Source organism: Variovorax sp. AC103 (assembly GCF_979254005.1).
The window spans coordinates 15,960-32,116 of sequence record NZ_CEEDFC010000020.1 but is presented as its reverse complement, the minus strand read 5'-3'; the positions used below and the strand labels follow the sequence as shown (position 1 = coordinate 32,116).

Sequence of the window (16,157 nt, the reverse complement as noted above, 5' to 3'; positions counted from 1 at the left end):
TGCTCTTCCCTCTCATCGTTGCACGTCGTTCTCGCCGTCAAGGTCTGCGCGCAGCACGCTGTGCGCTGGCGGCCTGCGGCCGTCTGCGAACCCTGACGGCTGCGCTGCGGCGTGCGGGCCGCGGTCTCGGTTCGCTGCACCGCCGGCATCGTTATCAGGCAGTTCAAGAATGACGTTGATGTAGTCAGCCTTCGAATGGTCCAGCGCCGCGAGGAGGCACTGATGGGCCACTGCCGCCATCTGCGCTTCGGCTGCGCTGGCGGGCGGGCATATCGTTGGCGCGTGATCGACTAAGTCGCCAGCTTGTCACGGTAGGCGAAGATCCGCACAACTTCGCTGGAGAGTTCGACCGTTGGAAGGCGTTAGGTTCGGCGGGGGAGTATGCTAGCTATCTCTTCGGAAAGGACGGCGCGTATGTCGCCCCTCCTGTCAACGTCGTCCCCAACGTTCTGCGTCATGTTCATTTGGTCCCGTTGGCCGATCCTCCTGCGTTGAGGCGCTGGAATCTGCAATGGCGACATCGCTCCCGCAAGGTCAGTGATCGTGCGCTGGTCTATGCAAGTGATCCCACGCATGGGCATTTGCTGATCTACATCCTCAAGGAACCTGATGCTCACATGGTTCCTCGGGGGCGACCGACGATCATCGAGTTCTGATGCTGAAAACCAGCTCGCATAGCTGAGGCATTCGTTCTGCGCGGCGTGGTCATCGGTAGGCGCTCCGTAAATACGTGCCTGCCTATCGGCTTTGACTGGCCTCTCACTCAATGAATACGATTTCATTCGGCGGTCTGAAGGTCAGCTCGCATGAGTTCGTGAACGCGGCGTGGGTTTATCTTTGTACGTGCAGTTTGGAGGTTTTCGATCACTGTCACTGTCCGCCTCTTCCGGACCCTGCGTGCGTCGGCAATCTGGCAAAGACCGTGAGGCCAATGCGAACGAAGGCTGCAAGATTGGCTCATCCGGATAAGATTGAATGCATCATGACCACCTTGATTTGCACCCATGCCGCTTCGGCGCTGCTTCTTGCAGCGACTTGTGCGTGTGCGGCCGCAAGGAAGGCTCGGCAGCAGCTGACTCAAGCACATTTCTAAGCCCGGCGGTCGCACCCACCCTTCAGCGCAACCATTCACCGCCGGGCACCAGCCTCGCGCGGTAGCGGACGTCCTTCACAGGCGCCGCATTGATGGAGTGCTGTCATGCATACAGATGTTCACGGCGAGCGCACGCTCACCGACCTCGATTTCGCTCGTCTGACGAAGCCACTCTGTGAGCAGCGTCCGTCCGCTTTCTCCGAAATGCTTGACGGTGTCGAGCTGACAAACCCACGTGGCATTCCTGCTGACCTGATGACGATGTCCCGCATCGAGATCGTCGATGTGCATACATCCCGCCGCGAGGTGCTCACGATCTGTTACCCCCGAGACGCCGAGCCGGCTGCGGGCTTCATTTCGGTGCTTTCGCCGGTCGGTAGCAGTCTGCCAGGCCTGAGGGTTCTCGACACCGCCAAGTGGCTCACCCCCGACGGCGAGCACTGGGCTGCGGAAATCGTGGCCATCCACCGGCAGCCCGAAGCAAACGGCGACCGCACCCGGTAGTGAGTCGGCCTGCGGCCGGCAGCCCTTCCCGTTCCTGGCTCTAGCGAGCCGACCTATCTGCATTTGCCTTCCAAGCCCGCTGCGGCCGCGGCTCGAGGGCTGGCGCTAGCCATCTCGAAAGGACTTCCCATGACCCCTCGCTTCATCCTCGCCGTGACCGACTTCTCCTCACAGGGAAACAACGCACTGAACCGGGCTGCGCTGTTGAGCGCCGAGCACGGCGCCGCGCTGAAGCTCGCCTACATCGGCTGGCCTGGCGACACTGCACCTGCAGATGCAGGGACCCGTCTGGCCCATTGTGCGCTGCAGCTTTCGCAAGCGCACGGCCTCCCAGTACGGACGGCCGGCCGACTCCATCACTCACTCGAAGACCTTCGCCCCGAGGTCACTGCCTCTGACCTGGTCGTGTGGGGGACGGCGCCGTTGAGAAGCATGCGCTCCTTCTTTCTGGGGCAGCCTGTGGAGGCGTTCATTCGCAGCGCCGGCCGACCGGTGCTCGTGGTGCGGCGTGCCGCCCAGCACCCTTACCGAAGCCTGCTGGTGGCCGTCGACTTCACCCGGACTTCCCGAAGTTTGGTGGACTTCAGCTTCTCATTCAGCAAAACGGCATCCGTAGAGCTCTTCCATGCAGTGAGCACGGCGAACGAAGGAAAGCTTCGCCATGCAGAAGTCTCGACACGGGCGATCAAGGCCTATCGCGACCAGTGCCGGCGCCATGCACAGGACCGCATGTTCTGGCTCACCGATTCATTCGACACAAGGCGCAACCGCGTGCAGTCGGCCATCGCGCACGGGGACCCGGCGCGCCAGATACTCGTGCAGCAGGAGCGCAGCGGCGCAGACCTGATCGTTCTTGGCAAGCATCCCGGATCAACCGTCGCGGACCTGTTCTTTGGCAGCGTGGCAGGTCGACTTCTGAACTACTCGAACGGCGAGAGCGGGCGCACCGACGTGCTGGTTGTGCCGCATGGGTGGCAACCCGCGACAAGCCCATCCGCAGCGAGCCGACTGCCCGCAGAGCGCCCTGCGGTCAACCGGGTCAGAGCGGGCGCACCGCAGGCACCGTGCGGTCCCAACCCTGCCTCAATGCGGGCTGGTGTGTAGGCGCAGGAGCGCAGAGGCAGCGATGAGTGAAGAGAAGGGCGCCCCCTGAGGCTGCGTTCGCTTCGGGTGTGCGGAGACGGCACCCTCGCGCTCGCGGCGAGCGGCTATGCCGACAGCCGCGCCGCCGCCGTCCTCTCTCAGGCCGAAAGCGCTGCTGGCCTATTGCACTGCGCGCAGCATCGATGCGATCGGCGCGAGATCGCTGTCGGGGCCGGACACGAGCGACGCGCTGGCGATGGCGCTCGGGATGGACATGGCCGACTGGTGGCAGGCCACGCCGCAGCACTACCTGCAGCACGTGAGCAAGCGCGCGATTCTCGACGCGGTGCGGGAGGCGACCGGCAGCGAGCCGCCGCCGGCGCTCGCGACCCTGAAAAAAGCCAGCGCTCGCGGCGCACTGCGCCGCGCTGCTCGAAGGCACGCGCTGGTTGCCGCAGCCGCTGCGCGCGCGCGAAACGCAGGACGCCGTTCACGGTGCCTTGCGCGACGAGGAGACGACGGTGAAGGACTTCCAGGGCGGCACCGGGGAAGACGAGGGCGAGGAGGAGGGGGAAGGCTGAGCTTCTGCGGTCACCACGTCTAAGTCAGGGGCGCCGCATGCGGCGCCCCTTTTTCGGGGAGGTTCATGGCCGCAGCACCGCCTCGACCTTGGTACGTGTCGCGGCATCCAGCGCCGGCCAGCCGCGCTGCAACGCGCGGCCCAGCTGCGCTTGCGCCGCGTCCTCGCGCGACAGCGCCACGGCGGCCGCGGCGCCGCACAGCGCGCTGGCCAGGCACAACAGCACCGCGCCGGCACCGCTGTGCCAGCGGCGCCCCGGCGAGGCCGTGGCAGGGGGACGAAGCGGCGGCCCTCTCGGCGTTATGGCGTTCGCTGCGGACTCGATGCGCGCGGCCGCACTGTCCAACCGGCGGCTGGCCTCCAGCAGCGCCGTGGGCGCGTCCACGCTGCGTTGCACCAGCGTCGCGAGCGTGCCCAGGTCGCCCTCCAGGCCGGCGCGGGCCGTCTGCACCAGTGTCGCGGCCGCCTCGGCGCGCTGCAGCAGCGGCTCGACGTCCTCCAGCAGGATGCGCAGTGCGGCCTGCTGTGCGGTGACGGCACTCATGCGCGCCTGCCTTCAGGCCCTGCGCGCCGTTTTCCCCGGCGCGAACAGCAGGTCATGCACGCGCGCCAGGTTGTCCTGCGCCGTGATGGCCAGGTCGTGCGTCATCTGCCCGGCCATGGCACGCTCGAGCGCTTCCATGTCGCCGGCGCGCCGCGCCTCGGCGCGCGCGGCTTTCCAATCGGTGGCATCGGCGGCGAGCTCGCGAATCGTGCGCCGGGTGTGCTTTGCGAGCTCGAAGACCTCGCTGCGCGCGATCACCGCATGGGGCTCGAAGACCGCCTTGTGGCGGCCGTCGCTCAGGCCGTAGCCCACGACCTGCGGGTAGACGCTGGCCACCGCCTCCAGGGCGTCGGTGGGGTACTGGTTGAAGAGCACGCGCACCTTGCGCGGCGCGACGCCCAGCGCATGGAGCCAGTCGACGGTGGCGATGGTGTCGCGCTGCTGCTTGTCCGCCGGCACCGTGGGCACCAGGACCAGGTCGAACTCGCCGACGGCGCTGCGAAAGCGCGCCATCTCGCTCATGAAAGCCGCCACGTTCGACGCACCCACGTCGACGATGAGCTCGTCGTGGACCATGATCTCGCGAAAGATCTCCCGGAACCGGCTCGCGCTGAACGCCTCGACGTCCAACGCATCCACGGCGTCGACCTCGCTGGCGTTCACCGACTCGACGCTCACGATGCGCGCGCCGGGCGTGAAGGCCGCGAGCAGGTGGACCGCCAGCGTGCTCTTGCCGACGTTGCCCGACAGGTTGAGGACGCAGGTTTTCATGAGAAGGTCCCGGTTCTGCGGCCGCTCGCGCGCGCGACCTGAGCGTAGTCGCGCGCCGCCGCGCGCTGCGCCGAGGCGAGCGCGTCCAGCAGCTGCGTGGGCGCACCGGCCGGGGCGTTGGCGCCGTCGTCGGCGACGCGCCCGAGCACCGGGGAATCCGGTGCCGTCGCCTGCACGCCGGTCGCGCCGCCTCGCGTGCGACGCCGCGCGCGCACGAGCGCGGCACGGTAGTTGTTCCAGCTCAGGGCCAGCCCGGCGGCGCACAGCCGCGCGTGGATCGACGCATGGCTGTGGCCCATCGCGTGGGCCTGGCCGATGGCTTCGCGCAGCCGGGCGACCACTGCCGAGACGCTGCGCAGGTGCTGCGCCACCAGCGCCTCGGTGTGCCGCTGAAGCCGCTCCAGAAGGTCGACGGATGGGTCGTCCATGGTGGTTGCCTTGGTGATCGTTATGGCGATACATTTCGCGTGACGCTGTTATTTTGTCTTTTTAAACAAGACAAATCAAGGTGAGGCCAAGTCGGGAAAGGACGCGTGGTGGACACAGCTTGGACACAGAGCGGACGGCGCTGCGGCGCGTCGGATGCAAAAGGAGCACGCAATGAGCACAAGCCGGATGCATGCGCCGGCCTTCGGCCGGTCGATGTCACGCTCTCGGGCGGCCCTGCGGCCCGCCCGATGGCCCAGGGCGGTGGCTTTCCCTGGCAGCAACCCGGGGAGGATCGCCGTCGGAGCCGGCCCCCGGGCCGCCCCGCGGCGCCCGCCCACCGCCCAGCGGGCGCTACACCATACGCACCCACAGGATGCGGGGACAGCGGCATGGGCGCTCAATTCCTCGGTGTTACACGGGCGGTGCGTGTGTGACCCCGCGTCGGTTTCTCCTCCCGTGCGGCGAGGTGTGGTGTAACACATGGCCAAGTACGTTCCCCTGCGGTTCAACGATGCCGAGGAGGAGGTGCTGCAGCGCCTTTATGCCGCCTCCGCGGACCCCGCTCTGGGCACCCATATCAAGCGGGTCTATTTCGATGCCTCTCATCCCAACACCAATGCCTTGCAGGGCATGCGCCAGGAGCTGGAGGTCATGAGGGAGCTTCTCGGACGCTTGCAGGGGGCTGGTAGGAGTGGCGCAGACCCCGAGTTGCTGTTGGGGTTGATCTGCGGCATCTACCTCATGGTGCGCAAATCCGTCGGCGAGGGCGTGCGGGCCCAGGCCGATCAGTTCATCGACGTGTCGGCGGTGGAGGCCTGCCTGAGGGGACACCGATGACCAATGATCGCCGAACGCCTGACAACGCGATGCGCGGCTGGTTGTGCCTGATGGTGCTGGCGATGACGATGGCGGGTTGGGGCGCCGGCATGGCCCTCTACTACCGCTTGCCCGTAGCGCTGTTCCTGCGGGGTGCCTGGTTCGCCGCCAAAGCGACACCCAGCGTGCCCGCACTGTGGGTCGGCCCGCTGTGCGGACTGCTCGCGGGCATGGTGGTGTTCATCCTGGTCGTGAATCGCTATGCCAATCACTTCGGCGGCGCCGTCTTCATCGCGCGGCTGCGCGGACCGCGCATGGTCAGCCAGCATGTGCTTGCATCGAGGACCCGGGCCGGGAGGGGGCAGCTTCGATTCGCCGGGATTCCCGTCCCTCGGGCGGTGGAGAGCACGCAGTTCTTCATCGGCGGATCCACCGGGACTGGCAAAAGCGTGTGCATCGGCGGATACATCGAGAGCGCACTCGCGCGCGGCGACCGTCTTGTGTGCATCGATCCGGACGGCGCATCGATGCGGTACTTCCATGCGCCGGGCGACTGCATTCTCAATCCGTTCGACAAGCGCAGCCAGGGCTGGAGTGTCTTCAACGAGATTCGTACGAGCTTCGACTGCGAGCAGTATGCGATCAGTCTGATCCCGCGCAGCCCGTCCACCGAACAGGAGACATGGAACAGCATGGGAAGGACGATCGTCAGCGAGACGCTGACGATCCTGCTGCGGCAGGGCCAGGGAACCACCGAGCGCCTTGTCCACTGGCTGACGGCTGCGGAAAACGATGATTTGAAGGTGTTGCTCGCTGGCACCCCCGCGGTCGGGTGCTTCCACGGTGCAACCGACACGCTTGCCAGCATCCGCACCGTCCTGACGCAGTACATCACGCCGCACAAGTACTTGCCATCGGGCGATTTCTCGTTTCGCGACTGGTTGGACCACGGGCAAGGAAGCCTGTGGATCACCTGGCGCGAGGACATGCTGCAGGCGCTGAAGCCGCTGATCTCGTGCTGGGTCGACGTCACCTGCGCCAGTGTGCTTTCCATGGCCGAGGACCCGTCGCGCCGAATGCATCTGGTGTGCGACGAGCTCGATTCGCTGGAGAAGCTCAACTACATCATCGACGCGGCGACCAAGGGCCGCAAGAAGGGGTTGCGCATCGTGCCGGGTGTTCAGTCGCTCGCCCAGCTCAACAACACCTATGGCAAGGAGGATGCGCTGACGCTGCGCAACTGCTTCAGGAGCTCCTTCCTCTGTGGCATCGGCGAGTTGGACACCTACACGGCTGAGGAGTTTTCGCGGGGGCTGGGGGAACACACCGTGCTGAGGCGGGTGGCCAGTCACGGCGTGGGCGGGCGGCTCGCCAGGGGCGGCATATCACACCGCCAGGACACGGAGCGCGTGGTTTCTCCGGCGGAATTTCATCTGTTGCCCAACCTCACGGGCTACGTCAAGCTGGCCGGCGACTACCCGATCGCGCGCGTGACGCTGAAGTACCGGGCGCGCCAGATGGTGGTGGCGCCCATCGTACTGGCGGATGACTTCATGCACAGGCCGCAGGCGACGAACCTGCTGTTCGCGGCCGACCCCGGTGCGCCAGCCTGAGCGGTGAGCAGATCATGCTGTCGTTCAAGTTCATCACAAGCGCGGCGGGCGCGGCGCACTACTTCGAGTCCTCGGATGACTACTACGGCAAGGAGGGCCACCGCGGCGAATGGATCGGCGCTGGGGTCGATCTGCTGGGCTTGGCAGGCATGTCAGCCGTCGAGCCCGAGACGCTGCGTCAACTGCTCGATGGACAACTGCCCGACGGGCATCGGATGCGACTCAGTCGAACGCGTGCCGGCAAGGATCGCAAAGGCATTGACTTCACGTTCAGTGCGCCGAAGTCGGTGAGCATCGAGGCGCTGATGCTGGGGGATTCACGAATCGTGGCGGCGCACGACAGCGCCGTCGCGGAAAGCCTGCAGCTGCTCCAGAGTTTCGCCGCTGCGCGCAGGAAGGAGCGCGGCCTTTCGTTCCGAGAGCGAACCGGCGTCCTCGTCGGGGCGGCGTTCCGCCACGAACTGTCCCGCGCCCAGGATCCGCAGTTGCACACGCACGTCCTTGTCATGAATCTCACTCGGCGGGTCGACGGCGAGTGGCGGGCCTTGTCCAACGAGGATCTGCTGCGCAACGTGCGCATGGTGGGCGCCTTCTACCGGGCGACTCTGGCCGAGAAGCTGCGTGCATTGGGGTTCGATCTGCGTGCCACGAGCAAGGGAGGGTGGGAGCTTTCCCATGTCCCCGATGCGGCGGTGCGGCTTTTCAGCCAGCGCAGCCGCGAGATCGAGCGGCTGCTTTCGCTCGACGGGCGCGACCGTGACCGGGCCAGTTCTGCCCACAAGCAGATCCTCGCGCTCGCTTCGCGCCCGCGCAAGAGCGAGAGCGACCGCGCCTGGCTGCGTGCGCATTGGTTGCAGATTGCGCGCGAGGCCGGTTTCGAACTCGACAGGCGGGGTCGACCAGACCTGGAGCCTCGACAGGTGCCGCGGCGTCTGGGCACGGCGTTGAGCGCGGCAACCGCAAGAGGATCGGGTGCAACGGCGGCCGCCAATGAGGCGGTGGACTTTGCCATTGCGCATCTGGCGGAGCGCCAGGGCGTGTTCTCCCGCGCAGAGCTGCTCGAGGTCGCGTACGGCCGCGCCGCGACAACCGCATCCCCTGGCGCAGTCGAAGGCGCGCTTGAGCGCGCAAGGGCCGATGGGAGACTCGTGCCGGAACTCGTCCTGTACCAGACCGCGCGGTCCTTGAATGTCTCCGCCTCGGAACTGAGCAAGGACCCCAGCGCAGGCCGCTTCAAGGCGCACGACGAGTTCGAGAAGCTCAGTCGGTCGTCGTGGATCGCACTGACCATGGCGGCGCGAGGGCAAACACACGCGCAAGCCGATCGCACCGTGGATGCGGCGATCCAGCGCGGCGCGCTCGTGCCCTCGGAGCCACGCTTCGCAACGCCCGAAGCGCGCCGCAGCGAACTGCATGTGCTGGCCATGGAGCGCAGTGGGCGAGGCGCCGTTGCCCCGGTGGCGGCGCCGCAGGCCGTCGCGCGTCTGCTTGGAGGCAGCGACCTCAATGCGGGCCAGCGCGATGCCGTCGCCATGATCCTGTCGACACGCGATCGCTTTGTCGGCGTGCAGGGGCTGGCTGGAACCGGCAAGAGCCACATGCTCAGCAAGGCGGTGCAGGAAATCAAGGCACAGGCCACGCGGCTGTCCACGGTCCGAGGCTACAAGGTGATCGGACTGGCGCCCTATGCCTCCCAGAATCAGGCGTTGGCGGCCCTCGGGATGGAATCGCAGACCCTGGCATCGCTGCTTGCGAGGAGGAGCCATCAGGACCGGCTCGACAGCCGCAGCATCGTCTTCCTCGATGAGGCCGGCGTGGTGCCTGCACACCAGTTCGAGATGCTGATGTCGATCATCGAGCGCCAGAATGCGCGCCTCGTGCTGACGGGCGACCGTCACCAGACGCATGCCGTGGAGGCGGGCAGGCCATTCGAACAGCTGCAGGACGCGGGCATGACCAAGGCGTTCCTCACCGAAATCCAGCGACAGAAGCGAGAGTCTGTCCGCGCTGCCGTCGTGCACGCGGCTCGCGGGGAGGTGCCGCTGGCAGTGGCACGGCTGCAGCACGCGGTGGTCGAGGCGCGCGATGACGTCCGGCGGCATTCGCTGATCGCCGAAGAGTACCTGCGGCTGTGCGCCGAAGCACGCGCCGGCACGCTGATCGTGGCGGGAACGAACGACGCGCGCCGCAGCATCAACGCGAAGGTTAGAGAAGGCCTCGGTCTGCAGGAAGGACAAAAAGTACGCATCCTGGATCCGGTCGACATGACACGCGCCGAGCTGAAATCTTCCCAGAGCTACGATGTCGGCCAGGTGGTCGTGCCGCAGCGCAGCTATGGCACTGCGCTTTTGAAGGGAGAGCAGTTGCGCATCGTCGACGTGGGCCATCGTCCAGGTCGTGGCACGCTGACCGTGCAGCGGGAAGATGGCACGGTCCTCACATTCGAGCCATCCAGGCAATCCATGCTCAGGGTGTACCGGCCCGAGGCGGTGGAAATGGCACCCGGGGATCTGGTGCGTGTGAATGCCAACGATCAGACCTTGGGCGTGCGCAATGGTGAGCGATACCGTGTCGCGGCAATCGATGATCGCTACATCACCCTGGACGGGCCGAGTGCTGGCGTTCGCATGGACCGAAAGCTCGCTTTGCACCTTCAGCATGCGTACGCAAGCACGGTTCACTCGGCGCAGGGCCTCACAAGTGACCGCGTTCTGGTGGATGCCAACACCCGCAGCCTGTCGAGCAACCGGGCGGTCTTCTATGTCGCCATCTCGCGCGCGCGCGAGCACGTCACGCTCTTCACGGATGATGCATCGAAGCTGGCAGCCGCCATGAGCCGGGAGCCGAAGAAGTTCGCTGCGCTCGACCTGCGGGACGCGCGCAACGAGGCAGCTCTGCTCAGGGCGCGCATGCAAAAATTGCCGCAGGGCCCGCGCGCAAAGGACCCCGCGGCGCGCGTGCGACCATGGGCACCCCCAAAGCCGGCGCAAAGCGGCGTGCGGCGCTCCAGGGGGATGGGCTGAGCGCCTTCCCGAGTGCGCTGCGGTCGATGCATAAGCCTTGCTTGCACCACGGGCCAGCGCCGTGTCCGGCGACTCTTGCTCGGTCCCGTGCAGCCTGGCAGCAGCCCGATCCCATCAGGGACCCAAGCTGCTCTGGAGCAGGGAGACCAGCAATGGAAGCTGCACCGGCTTTTCCAGGACCTGGGCTTTGTAGCGCACCACGGCCTTCGCCAGGTCAGCGATGTCCGCAGCCGTTGATCGCTTGCGGTCGGAAAGCAGAATCAATGTGCACGGATCCTGGTGTCCTCGGATCGCCGGCAACAGGCTGTCCATCTTCGAGCGCACGGCTGACCAGTCGACGACGTATCCTGCGAATGCCGCAGCCTTTGCGGCACTCACGAGATCCTTTACCGTGCGAAAGGAGTGAGCGTCCAAGCCTGCGCCTCGCAGGTGGTCTCGAAGAGCGGCTGCGGCCTTGTCGCTCGCGTCCAGCACCGCGACACGCCCTGTGCTTGGCATCGACTGGTCGACCTCCAGGCGGGAGATACGTACCGCATGCGCGGCGGGCACCGCGGCCGCGGGCATGACCACATGATCGGCGCCGGTGCGCAGGGCAACGAACACGTCCCCGTGCGAAGGCTCATTGCCGGGACGCAGCCAGATGCGGCAGGCGATCTTGGCGTCGCCTGCACTGAGCGTGGCAGCGATCGCCTGAGCGCTTTCGGCGACCTTGTTCTGGAGATCAGGCGTCACCACGCCGGCAAGCGTCTCGCCGAAATGCTCGGCCAGCGCACTGAGTTCTTCGAGGGTCCAGGCCGTGCTCCTGCTGACGCGCTGGTGCGCGGCCGCGCGCGACAGCTCGAAGAACTCGCCGACGAAAGCCGAATGGCGGTGTTTGGGAATGCCATGGCGATCCAGCAGCGCGCGCACTGCCTGCGCGCCGCGGGAAAGGGCCTCGTCATCACTGGATGCGGTCATTCAAATTGTTCCAACACGTAAACAGCACTTTCCAAGAGTATGCAGTGGATGTAGTCTTGAAAAACAAGATAAATCCGCGAGAAGTATTGAAAAAGTGGATTTGTTCGGTGGACCTGTTCGTTGAGGAGTGGCCATGGTAGACAGTTCAGTCCTGCTGGAACAATGCGCCCCCGAGGTGCCTGCGCGCCTGATGCATGCGCTGGTGCGCGTGGAGTCGTCCTGGCGCCCCATGGCCATCGGGATGGATGCCGGCGAGATTCCGGTGCGACAGCCGCAAACCATGACGCAGGCGGTCGCGCAGGCCAAGGCCCTCGCATCAGCGGGGCGACGGTTCTCAGTCGGATTGGCCCAGATCCACGTGAGCAACATCACGCGCTATGGCATGTACTGGGAGCAGGCCTTCGACCCGTGTCTGAATCTCGAGGCGGGCCAGCGCATCCTCCAGGGCTTCTATCGTCACGCACGGACGGCGGGCTACGTTGGCATGGCGGCCACGCATGCCGCCTTGCGTGGCTACAACGCTGGCGCCATCGATCGCGTCGCGAGTGCCAGCTATGCAAAGCGGGTCGTCGCCTATGCGCAGGGCGGCGCGCCGGCGTTGCGGGTCAATGTCCAGCCATCTGCAGGCGAATCTCCGATGTCGTTGAATTCCGGCTTGCCTCGCGGGGCGTCGAGCAGCCACGCCGAATCTTCCCTATCGCCTTCGCGGAGCGAAGCAGCGGAGATCTTTGCGAAGAAGTCGACCGTCGCGGGGTTTTAGCCGGGGCCTGGTGCCCGAAGCATGACGACAACGCCAAGGAGCAACCATGAAATCAGCCATGTCAATCAAACCCCGTGGGGCCGGCGACACGATGCGATGGCCCCTCGCAGCCCTGCGTCTGTGCAGCGCGGTCGCCTCCACGATGACCGCGGTCGACCCTGTGACGGCGCAGAGTCTCAAGCAGGCGGGCGTCAACATCTTCACCGCCATCTATGGCGTGGTGGGGGTAGTCGGCGCGATCGCCTGCCTCGTGACGCTGCTGAACTGGGTCACCGGCAACTGGCTCGGACGTGAGGATCCCAAGAAGATTTTTTTCCAGGCCTTGCTTGGCACGGCGCTGGCGTTCGGCGTGGTCGCGATCATCCAGTTCGTCAAGGATGCCGTCGGTGGTTCGGCATCCGGCATCTCGAGTCTGTGAGGTCCAGCAATGAGTGATCTTCGTCACGAAGAGCCGCCGCTAGAAAAGGTCGCGGTGTATCGCGGGCCTCAGGTGCCTGCGCTGCAGGCCTACGTCCCGTTGCCGGTCTTCGGGGTCGAATGCATGGCGCTGTTGCTGGGCATGCGGCTGGTCGGCTTCTGGTGCCTGCTCCTGTTGCCGCTGCACCTCATCTTGGTCCTGCGCACCAACGAGAATCCTTTCTGGGTGCGCGATGTCTTCGCTGACTACCGGTATCGCTGGTTTGCAGGCAACCGCCGCGGTGCGGGCCGCATCGTCGTCTTCAGTCCGCATCTCTCGCGTCGGGAGGTTGCGTGATGCAAGGCGACGCCGCGGGTCTCGCGCAGCGCAGCGTGGCGAGCTGCCTGCCTTATTCGCAGCAGATCGACGATCACACGGTCGTCACCTACGAAGGTGATCTGACACAGACCATCGGGCTGCATGGCGTGGCGTTCGAGACGCTCGGCCACAGGGAGCTCGACAGCCTCAACCAGCAATGGCTGTCCGCCATCAACAGCATCGCGCGCAGCCCCCACGTCGCCCTGTGGACGCATGTGGAGCGCCGGCGGGTGCAATACGAGACATTGGACACGGACTACGACAACGACCTGTCGCGCGAGTTTGCGCGGCAGTACGCAAAGAAATTCGAGGGCGAGCGACTGTTCATCAACAGGCTGTTCGTCTCGCCGGTGTATCGGATCGCGGGCAGCAAGATCGATCGTCTCAGCCTGCGGTTGTCGCGCGAGGACAGCGAGGCGGTGGCGCAACTGCGCCGTGGCGCACGCGAGGAGCTGACACGCCTGTCTGCGCAACTGGTGGCCAGCCTGCGTCGCTACCACCCGCGCGCGCTCGGCACCCACGAGGTCGAAGGCCAGCTTTGCTCGCATGTTGCCGAGTTCTACGGGCGGCTGATTCACAACGTCGACCGGCATGTGCGCCTCGATGCCTGTGAGCTCAGCCACAAGCTGCAAGCCGGAGCGCTGAATTTTGGTGCGGAGACCGTGGAGATCGAAGGTGCCTCCGGGTCCCGGGTCGCAGCCTGCCTCACACTCGTCGCACCGTACCAGGCCGAGTTTCTTGACGTCAAGGTTTTCGACGGCCTCCTGTCGGCCCCGTTCGAGTTCGTGCTGAGTCAGTCGGCGACCGTGATGGCGTTCGACCGGGCGGATGCACTGCTGAAGTCGCAGTACAACCGCATCAAGAGCACAAGCGCCAACGAGGACCAGCTTGGCGAGGTGGCCGCGGCACGCACGCAGTTGCAGGCAGGGCGGTTCTGCATGCTTGATCACGAACTGGTCCTGATCGTCTATGGCGACACCGTCAAGGAATTGAACCGTCACGTCAACACGGCTGTTACGCTGCTCGATCAGAAAAGCATGGGGGTTTCGCGCGAGCGCGGTGGTGCGCTGATCTGCACGTATTTCAGCTGCCTGCCCGGCAACTTCAGGCACGGGCGCATCCGTGCGATGCCCATCAGCAGCCGGAATTTCGCGAAGCTCTTTCCGATGCACAACCACCCGACGGGCAACGCCAGTGGCAGCCAGTGGGGCGAGCCCATCGCCCTGATGAAGACGGCGGCCGCCGGGCCCTACTTCTTCAACTTCCACGTCAGCCGCGACCGTCTGCTTGAGCAGGGCGTGCGGCTGGACTACGACGATGCCGTGGCGCCGGACGGCCAGGTGCCGCATGCACAAGGCTTGGGCGAGCACCCGCGGGGGCAGCGTGCTCACCGAAAGGAGCTGGGAAACTACAAGATCATCGGCCGCTCCGGCAGCGGCAAGACCGTGCTCAAGCTCGCACTGCGGCTGCTGGCACGCAAGAGTGCACTGGCGGGCGGCAAAAAGCTCAAGGTCTTCAGCTTCGACAAGGACCATGGCGAGGAGATCTGCATCCGGGCCATGGGAGGGCAGTACTTCGACATCGCCGCCGGCGAGCCGACGGGCATGAATCCTTTTTCCTTGCCGCCCACGCCCGAGAACATCGCCGTCATCCTGAGCATCATGTCCTGGAACGCTCAGTTCGATGGCAAATACGTCATGTCACACCGTGACGAGGAGGTCCTGCTGCGCAGCATCCGGCAGGTCTACCACCTGCCGCCGCATCAGCGCCGCTACGCCCGTGTGCGAGATGCGCTGCCGACGCACCAGGAGCACGGCCTCTACCAGGCACTGGGGCGCTGGTGTGACGGGGGCGCTTTCGCATGGGTGCTCGACAACGCGCACGATCGGTTCGATCTGGGCGGATGCGACACCTACGGATTCGACATGACGAACTTCCTGGACATCGAGGAGGCGCGCACGCCGATCCTGCGCTATCTGACCCACAAGATCGCCCGGCAGGCGGCGGGAGCGCCGCACATCATCGACATTGCCGAGGCATGGCGCGCGCTGAAGGATCCACTGATGCAGCGGTTCATCGAGGACAAGGGCAAGACGATCCGCAAGGAGGACGGCGTCATCGGTCTGGATACACAGGAGCCCAGCGACATCAGCCGATCGCCTCTGGGCAGCACTTTGCTGTCGCAATTCCCCACCCAGCTGCTGCTGCCTAACGGCGAGGCCGAGCAGGCGGACTACATCGAAGGCTTGAAACTCACGCCGCGCGAGTTCCATCTGGTCAAGCACACAGAGGAGAACTCGGGCCAGTTCCTGTTGAAGAAGGGCGCCGAGTCGGTGCTGGTGCGGATGGATCTGTCGGGCATGGAGGACATGCTGTCGGTGATCTCGGCCAGCCTCGACAACGTCGAGGTGATGCGAAAAGCCATCGAAGCCGTTGGGTCTGCGCCTGCGCTGTGGTTGCCCGTTTTTCTTGAAAGGAGAGTGTGATGACCAACTTGCAACACGCGAGGAAGCTCGGCGTGGTCGTTGCGACATGCGTGGGCCTGATGCACGCCGTGCATGCGCAAGTCCCGGTCACCGTTACGAGCGATATCCCCGCCACGGTGAACCAGATCGAGACGATCGCCAAGTGGATGGAGCAACTCAGCGCAATGAACAAGCAGCTCGATCAGATGAAGCAGCTGTACGGCACGCTCCAGGGAGCTCGCAACATGGGCAGCCTGCTGAACAACGATCTGCTCAAGCAGTACCTGCCCGAGGACTACGTGGCGGCCACGCGCGCGATGCAGGACAACGGCGGCGCCTTCGCCGGCATCTCGGGCGCCGTCGACGACATCGTGCGTTCAAGCCAGTTGCGCTCGTGCGCACAGCTGAATGCGGACCCGAGCATGCGGCTACGCTGCACGCAGCAGTGGCAGCAGCTCGCCCTGCAAAAGCACATTGGCGACCTCGGCTACCGCAAGGCAGCGCAGAACATTCGCAACCTGCAGACTTTTGTCGGGTCGATCAATGCGTCGACCGATCAGAAGACGATTGCCGAGGTCCAGGCGCGCATCCAGGTCGAGACGGTGCGCATGCAGAACGAGCAGATCAAGCTGACTGCGATCCAGTCGATGCAGGAGGCGGACCGCCAGTTGCGCCGGCAGGCCGCGACCGACGGCTTCAATGCTGGCATGGCCCGCGGCGCAGCGGGGGGCATCAGGTTCTGAC

16 protein-coding genes are annotated in these 16,157 nt (G+C 65.5%); 11 read left to right on the top strand and 5 right to left on the bottom strand.

The genetic code is table 11. The features are described from left to right. Positions 1 to 12: 12 nt before the first annotated feature. Positions 13 to 240 carry a hypothetical protein gene (locus tag AC0IYU_RS25170; RefSeq protein ID WP_472122469.1) on the bottom strand — a complete coding sequence of 76 codons (228 nt, stop codon included), beginning with the start codon at positions 238 to 240 and terminating at the stop codon, positions 13 to 15. Positions 241 to 1,198: 958 nt separating this feature from the next. Between AC0IYU_RS25170 and AC0IYU_RS25165 the strand changes: the two genes are divergently transcribed. The 3 genes from AC0IYU_RS25165 to AC0IYU_RS25155 all read left to right on the top strand — a co-directional run bounded on the left by AC0IYU_RS25165 (position 1,199) and on the right by AC0IYU_RS25155 (position 3,261). Continuing rightward, entirely contained in the window at positions 1,199 to 1,597 is a 399-nt protein-coding gene (locus tag AC0IYU_RS25165; RefSeq protein WP_472122466.1) for a GreA/GreB family elongation factor, read from the top strand. Positions 1,598 to 1,726: 129 nt separating this feature from the next. After that, positions 1,727 to 2,701: a universal stress protein gene (locus AC0IYU_RS25160; RefSeq protein WP_472122463.1), complete on the top strand. Its 975-nt coding sequence runs from the start codon at positions 1,727 to 1,729 to the stop codon at positions 2,699 to 2,701. 428 nt (positions 2,702 to 3,129) lie between these two features. Then, positions 3,130 to 3,261 (top strand): hypothetical protein, encoded by a 132-nt coding sequence (locus AC0IYU_RS25155; RefSeq protein ID WP_472122460.1) that lies wholly within the window; start codon positions 3,130 to 3,132, stop codon positions 3,259 to 3,261. A 63-nt stretch (positions 3,262 to 3,324) separates the two neighbouring features. Here the strand turns inward: AC0IYU_RS25155 and AC0IYU_RS25150 are convergent, their stop codons facing one another. Genes AC0IYU_RS25150 through AC0IYU_RS25140 form a run of 3 tightly spaced genes read right to left on the bottom strand, consistent with a single transcriptional unit; the run spans position 3,325 to position 5,003 of the window. Next, positions 3,325 to 3,804 carry a hypothetical protein gene (locus AC0IYU_RS25150; protein WP_472122457.1) on the bottom strand — a complete coding sequence of 160 codons (480 nt, stop codon included), beginning with the start codon at positions 3,802 to 3,804 and terminating at the stop codon, positions 3,325 to 3,327. 12 nt (positions 3,805 to 3,816) lie between these two features. After that, positions 3,817 to 4,575, bottom strand: a complete 759-nt coding sequence (gene stbB, locus AC0IYU_RS25145; RefSeq protein WP_472122454.1) for a StbB family protein — start codon at positions 4,573 to 4,575, stop codon at positions 3,817 to 3,819. Then, complete coding sequence (locus tag AC0IYU_RS25140; RefSeq protein ID WP_472122451.1) at positions 4,572 to 5,003, bottom strand: hypothetical protein; 432 nt, start codon at positions 5,001 to 5,003, stop codon at positions 4,572 to 4,574. Before AC0IYU_RS25140 ends, stbB begins: the two co-directional genes overlap by 4 nt. Before the next feature lie 481 nt (positions 5,004 to 5,484). On the opposite strand from AC0IYU_RS25140, the gene AC0IYU_RS25135 reads away from it, so the two are divergent. The 3 genes from AC0IYU_RS25135 to mobF are packed head-to-tail and all read left to right on the top strand — an operon-like array spanning position 5,485 to position 10,456. After that, positions 5,485 to 5,841, top strand: a complete 357-nt coding sequence (locus tag AC0IYU_RS25135) for a hypothetical protein (RefSeq protein ID WP_472122449.1) — start codon at positions 5,485 to 5,487, stop codon at positions 5,839 to 5,841. Then, positions 5,838 to 7,433, top strand: a complete 1,596-nt coding sequence (locus AC0IYU_RS25130) for a type IV secretion system DNA-binding domain-containing protein (protein ID WP_472122447.1) — start codon at positions 5,838 to 5,840, stop codon at positions 7,431 to 7,433. The genes AC0IYU_RS25135 and AC0IYU_RS25130 overlap by 4 nt, the downstream gene beginning before the upstream one ends. A 14-nt stretch (positions 7,434 to 7,447) precedes the next feature. Beyond that, entirely contained in the window at positions 7,448 to 10,456 is a 3,009-nt protein-coding gene (mobF, locus tag AC0IYU_RS25125) for a MobF family relaxase (RefSeq protein ID WP_472122444.1), read from the top strand. 114 nt (positions 10,457 to 10,570) lie between these two features. On the opposite strand, the gene AC0IYU_RS25120 is transcribed toward mobF, so the two are convergent. Next, positions 10,571 to 11,413 carry a helix-turn-helix domain-containing protein gene (locus AC0IYU_RS25120; RefSeq protein ID WP_472122441.1) on the bottom strand — a complete coding sequence of 281 codons (843 nt, stop codon included), beginning with the start codon at positions 11,411 to 11,413 and terminating at the stop codon, positions 10,571 to 10,573. 133 nt (positions 11,414 to 11,546) lie between these two features. On the opposite strand from AC0IYU_RS25120, the gene AC0IYU_RS25115 reads away from it, so the two are divergent. From AC0IYU_RS25115 to virB5, 5 genes are read left to right on the top strand one after another with little or no spacing between them, the layout of a single operon-like run. Further along, positions 11,547 to 12,173, top strand: coding sequence for a lytic transglycosylase domain-containing protein (locus AC0IYU_RS25115; protein ID WP_472122438.1), 627 nt, complete (start codon positions 11,547 to 11,549; stop codon positions 12,171 to 12,173). A 46-nt stretch (positions 12,174 to 12,219) separates the two neighbouring features. Continuing rightward, positions 12,220 to 12,591 carry a hypothetical protein gene (locus AC0IYU_RS25110; protein WP_472122436.1) on the top strand — a complete coding sequence of 124 codons (372 nt, stop codon included), beginning with the start codon at positions 12,220 to 12,222 and terminating at the stop codon, positions 12,589 to 12,591. A 9-nt stretch (positions 12,592 to 12,600) separates the two neighbouring features. After that, positions 12,601 to 12,927: a VirB3 family type IV secretion system protein gene (locus AC0IYU_RS25105; RefSeq protein WP_472122433.1), complete on the top strand. Its 327-nt coding sequence runs from the start codon at positions 12,601 to 12,603 to the stop codon at positions 12,925 to 12,927. Further along, the gene (locus tag AC0IYU_RS25100) at positions 12,927 to 15,434 is read left to right on the top strand and encodes a VirB4 family type IV secretion/conjugal transfer ATPase (protein WP_472122430.1); all 2,508 of its coding nucleotides are present in this window, start codon (positions 12,927 to 12,929) and stop codon (positions 15,432 to 15,434) included. Before AC0IYU_RS25105 ends, AC0IYU_RS25100 begins: the two co-directional genes overlap by 1 nt. Beyond that, on the top strand, positions 15,434 to 16,156 hold the full coding sequence (virB5, locus tag AC0IYU_RS25095) for a P-type DNA transfer protein VirB5 (RefSeq protein ID WP_472122427.1): 723 nt from the start codon (positions 15,434 to 15,436) through the stop codon (positions 16,154 to 16,156). Before AC0IYU_RS25100 ends, virB5 begins: the two co-directional genes overlap by 1 nt. The last annotated feature ends 1 nt before the right edge of the window (position 16,157 follow it).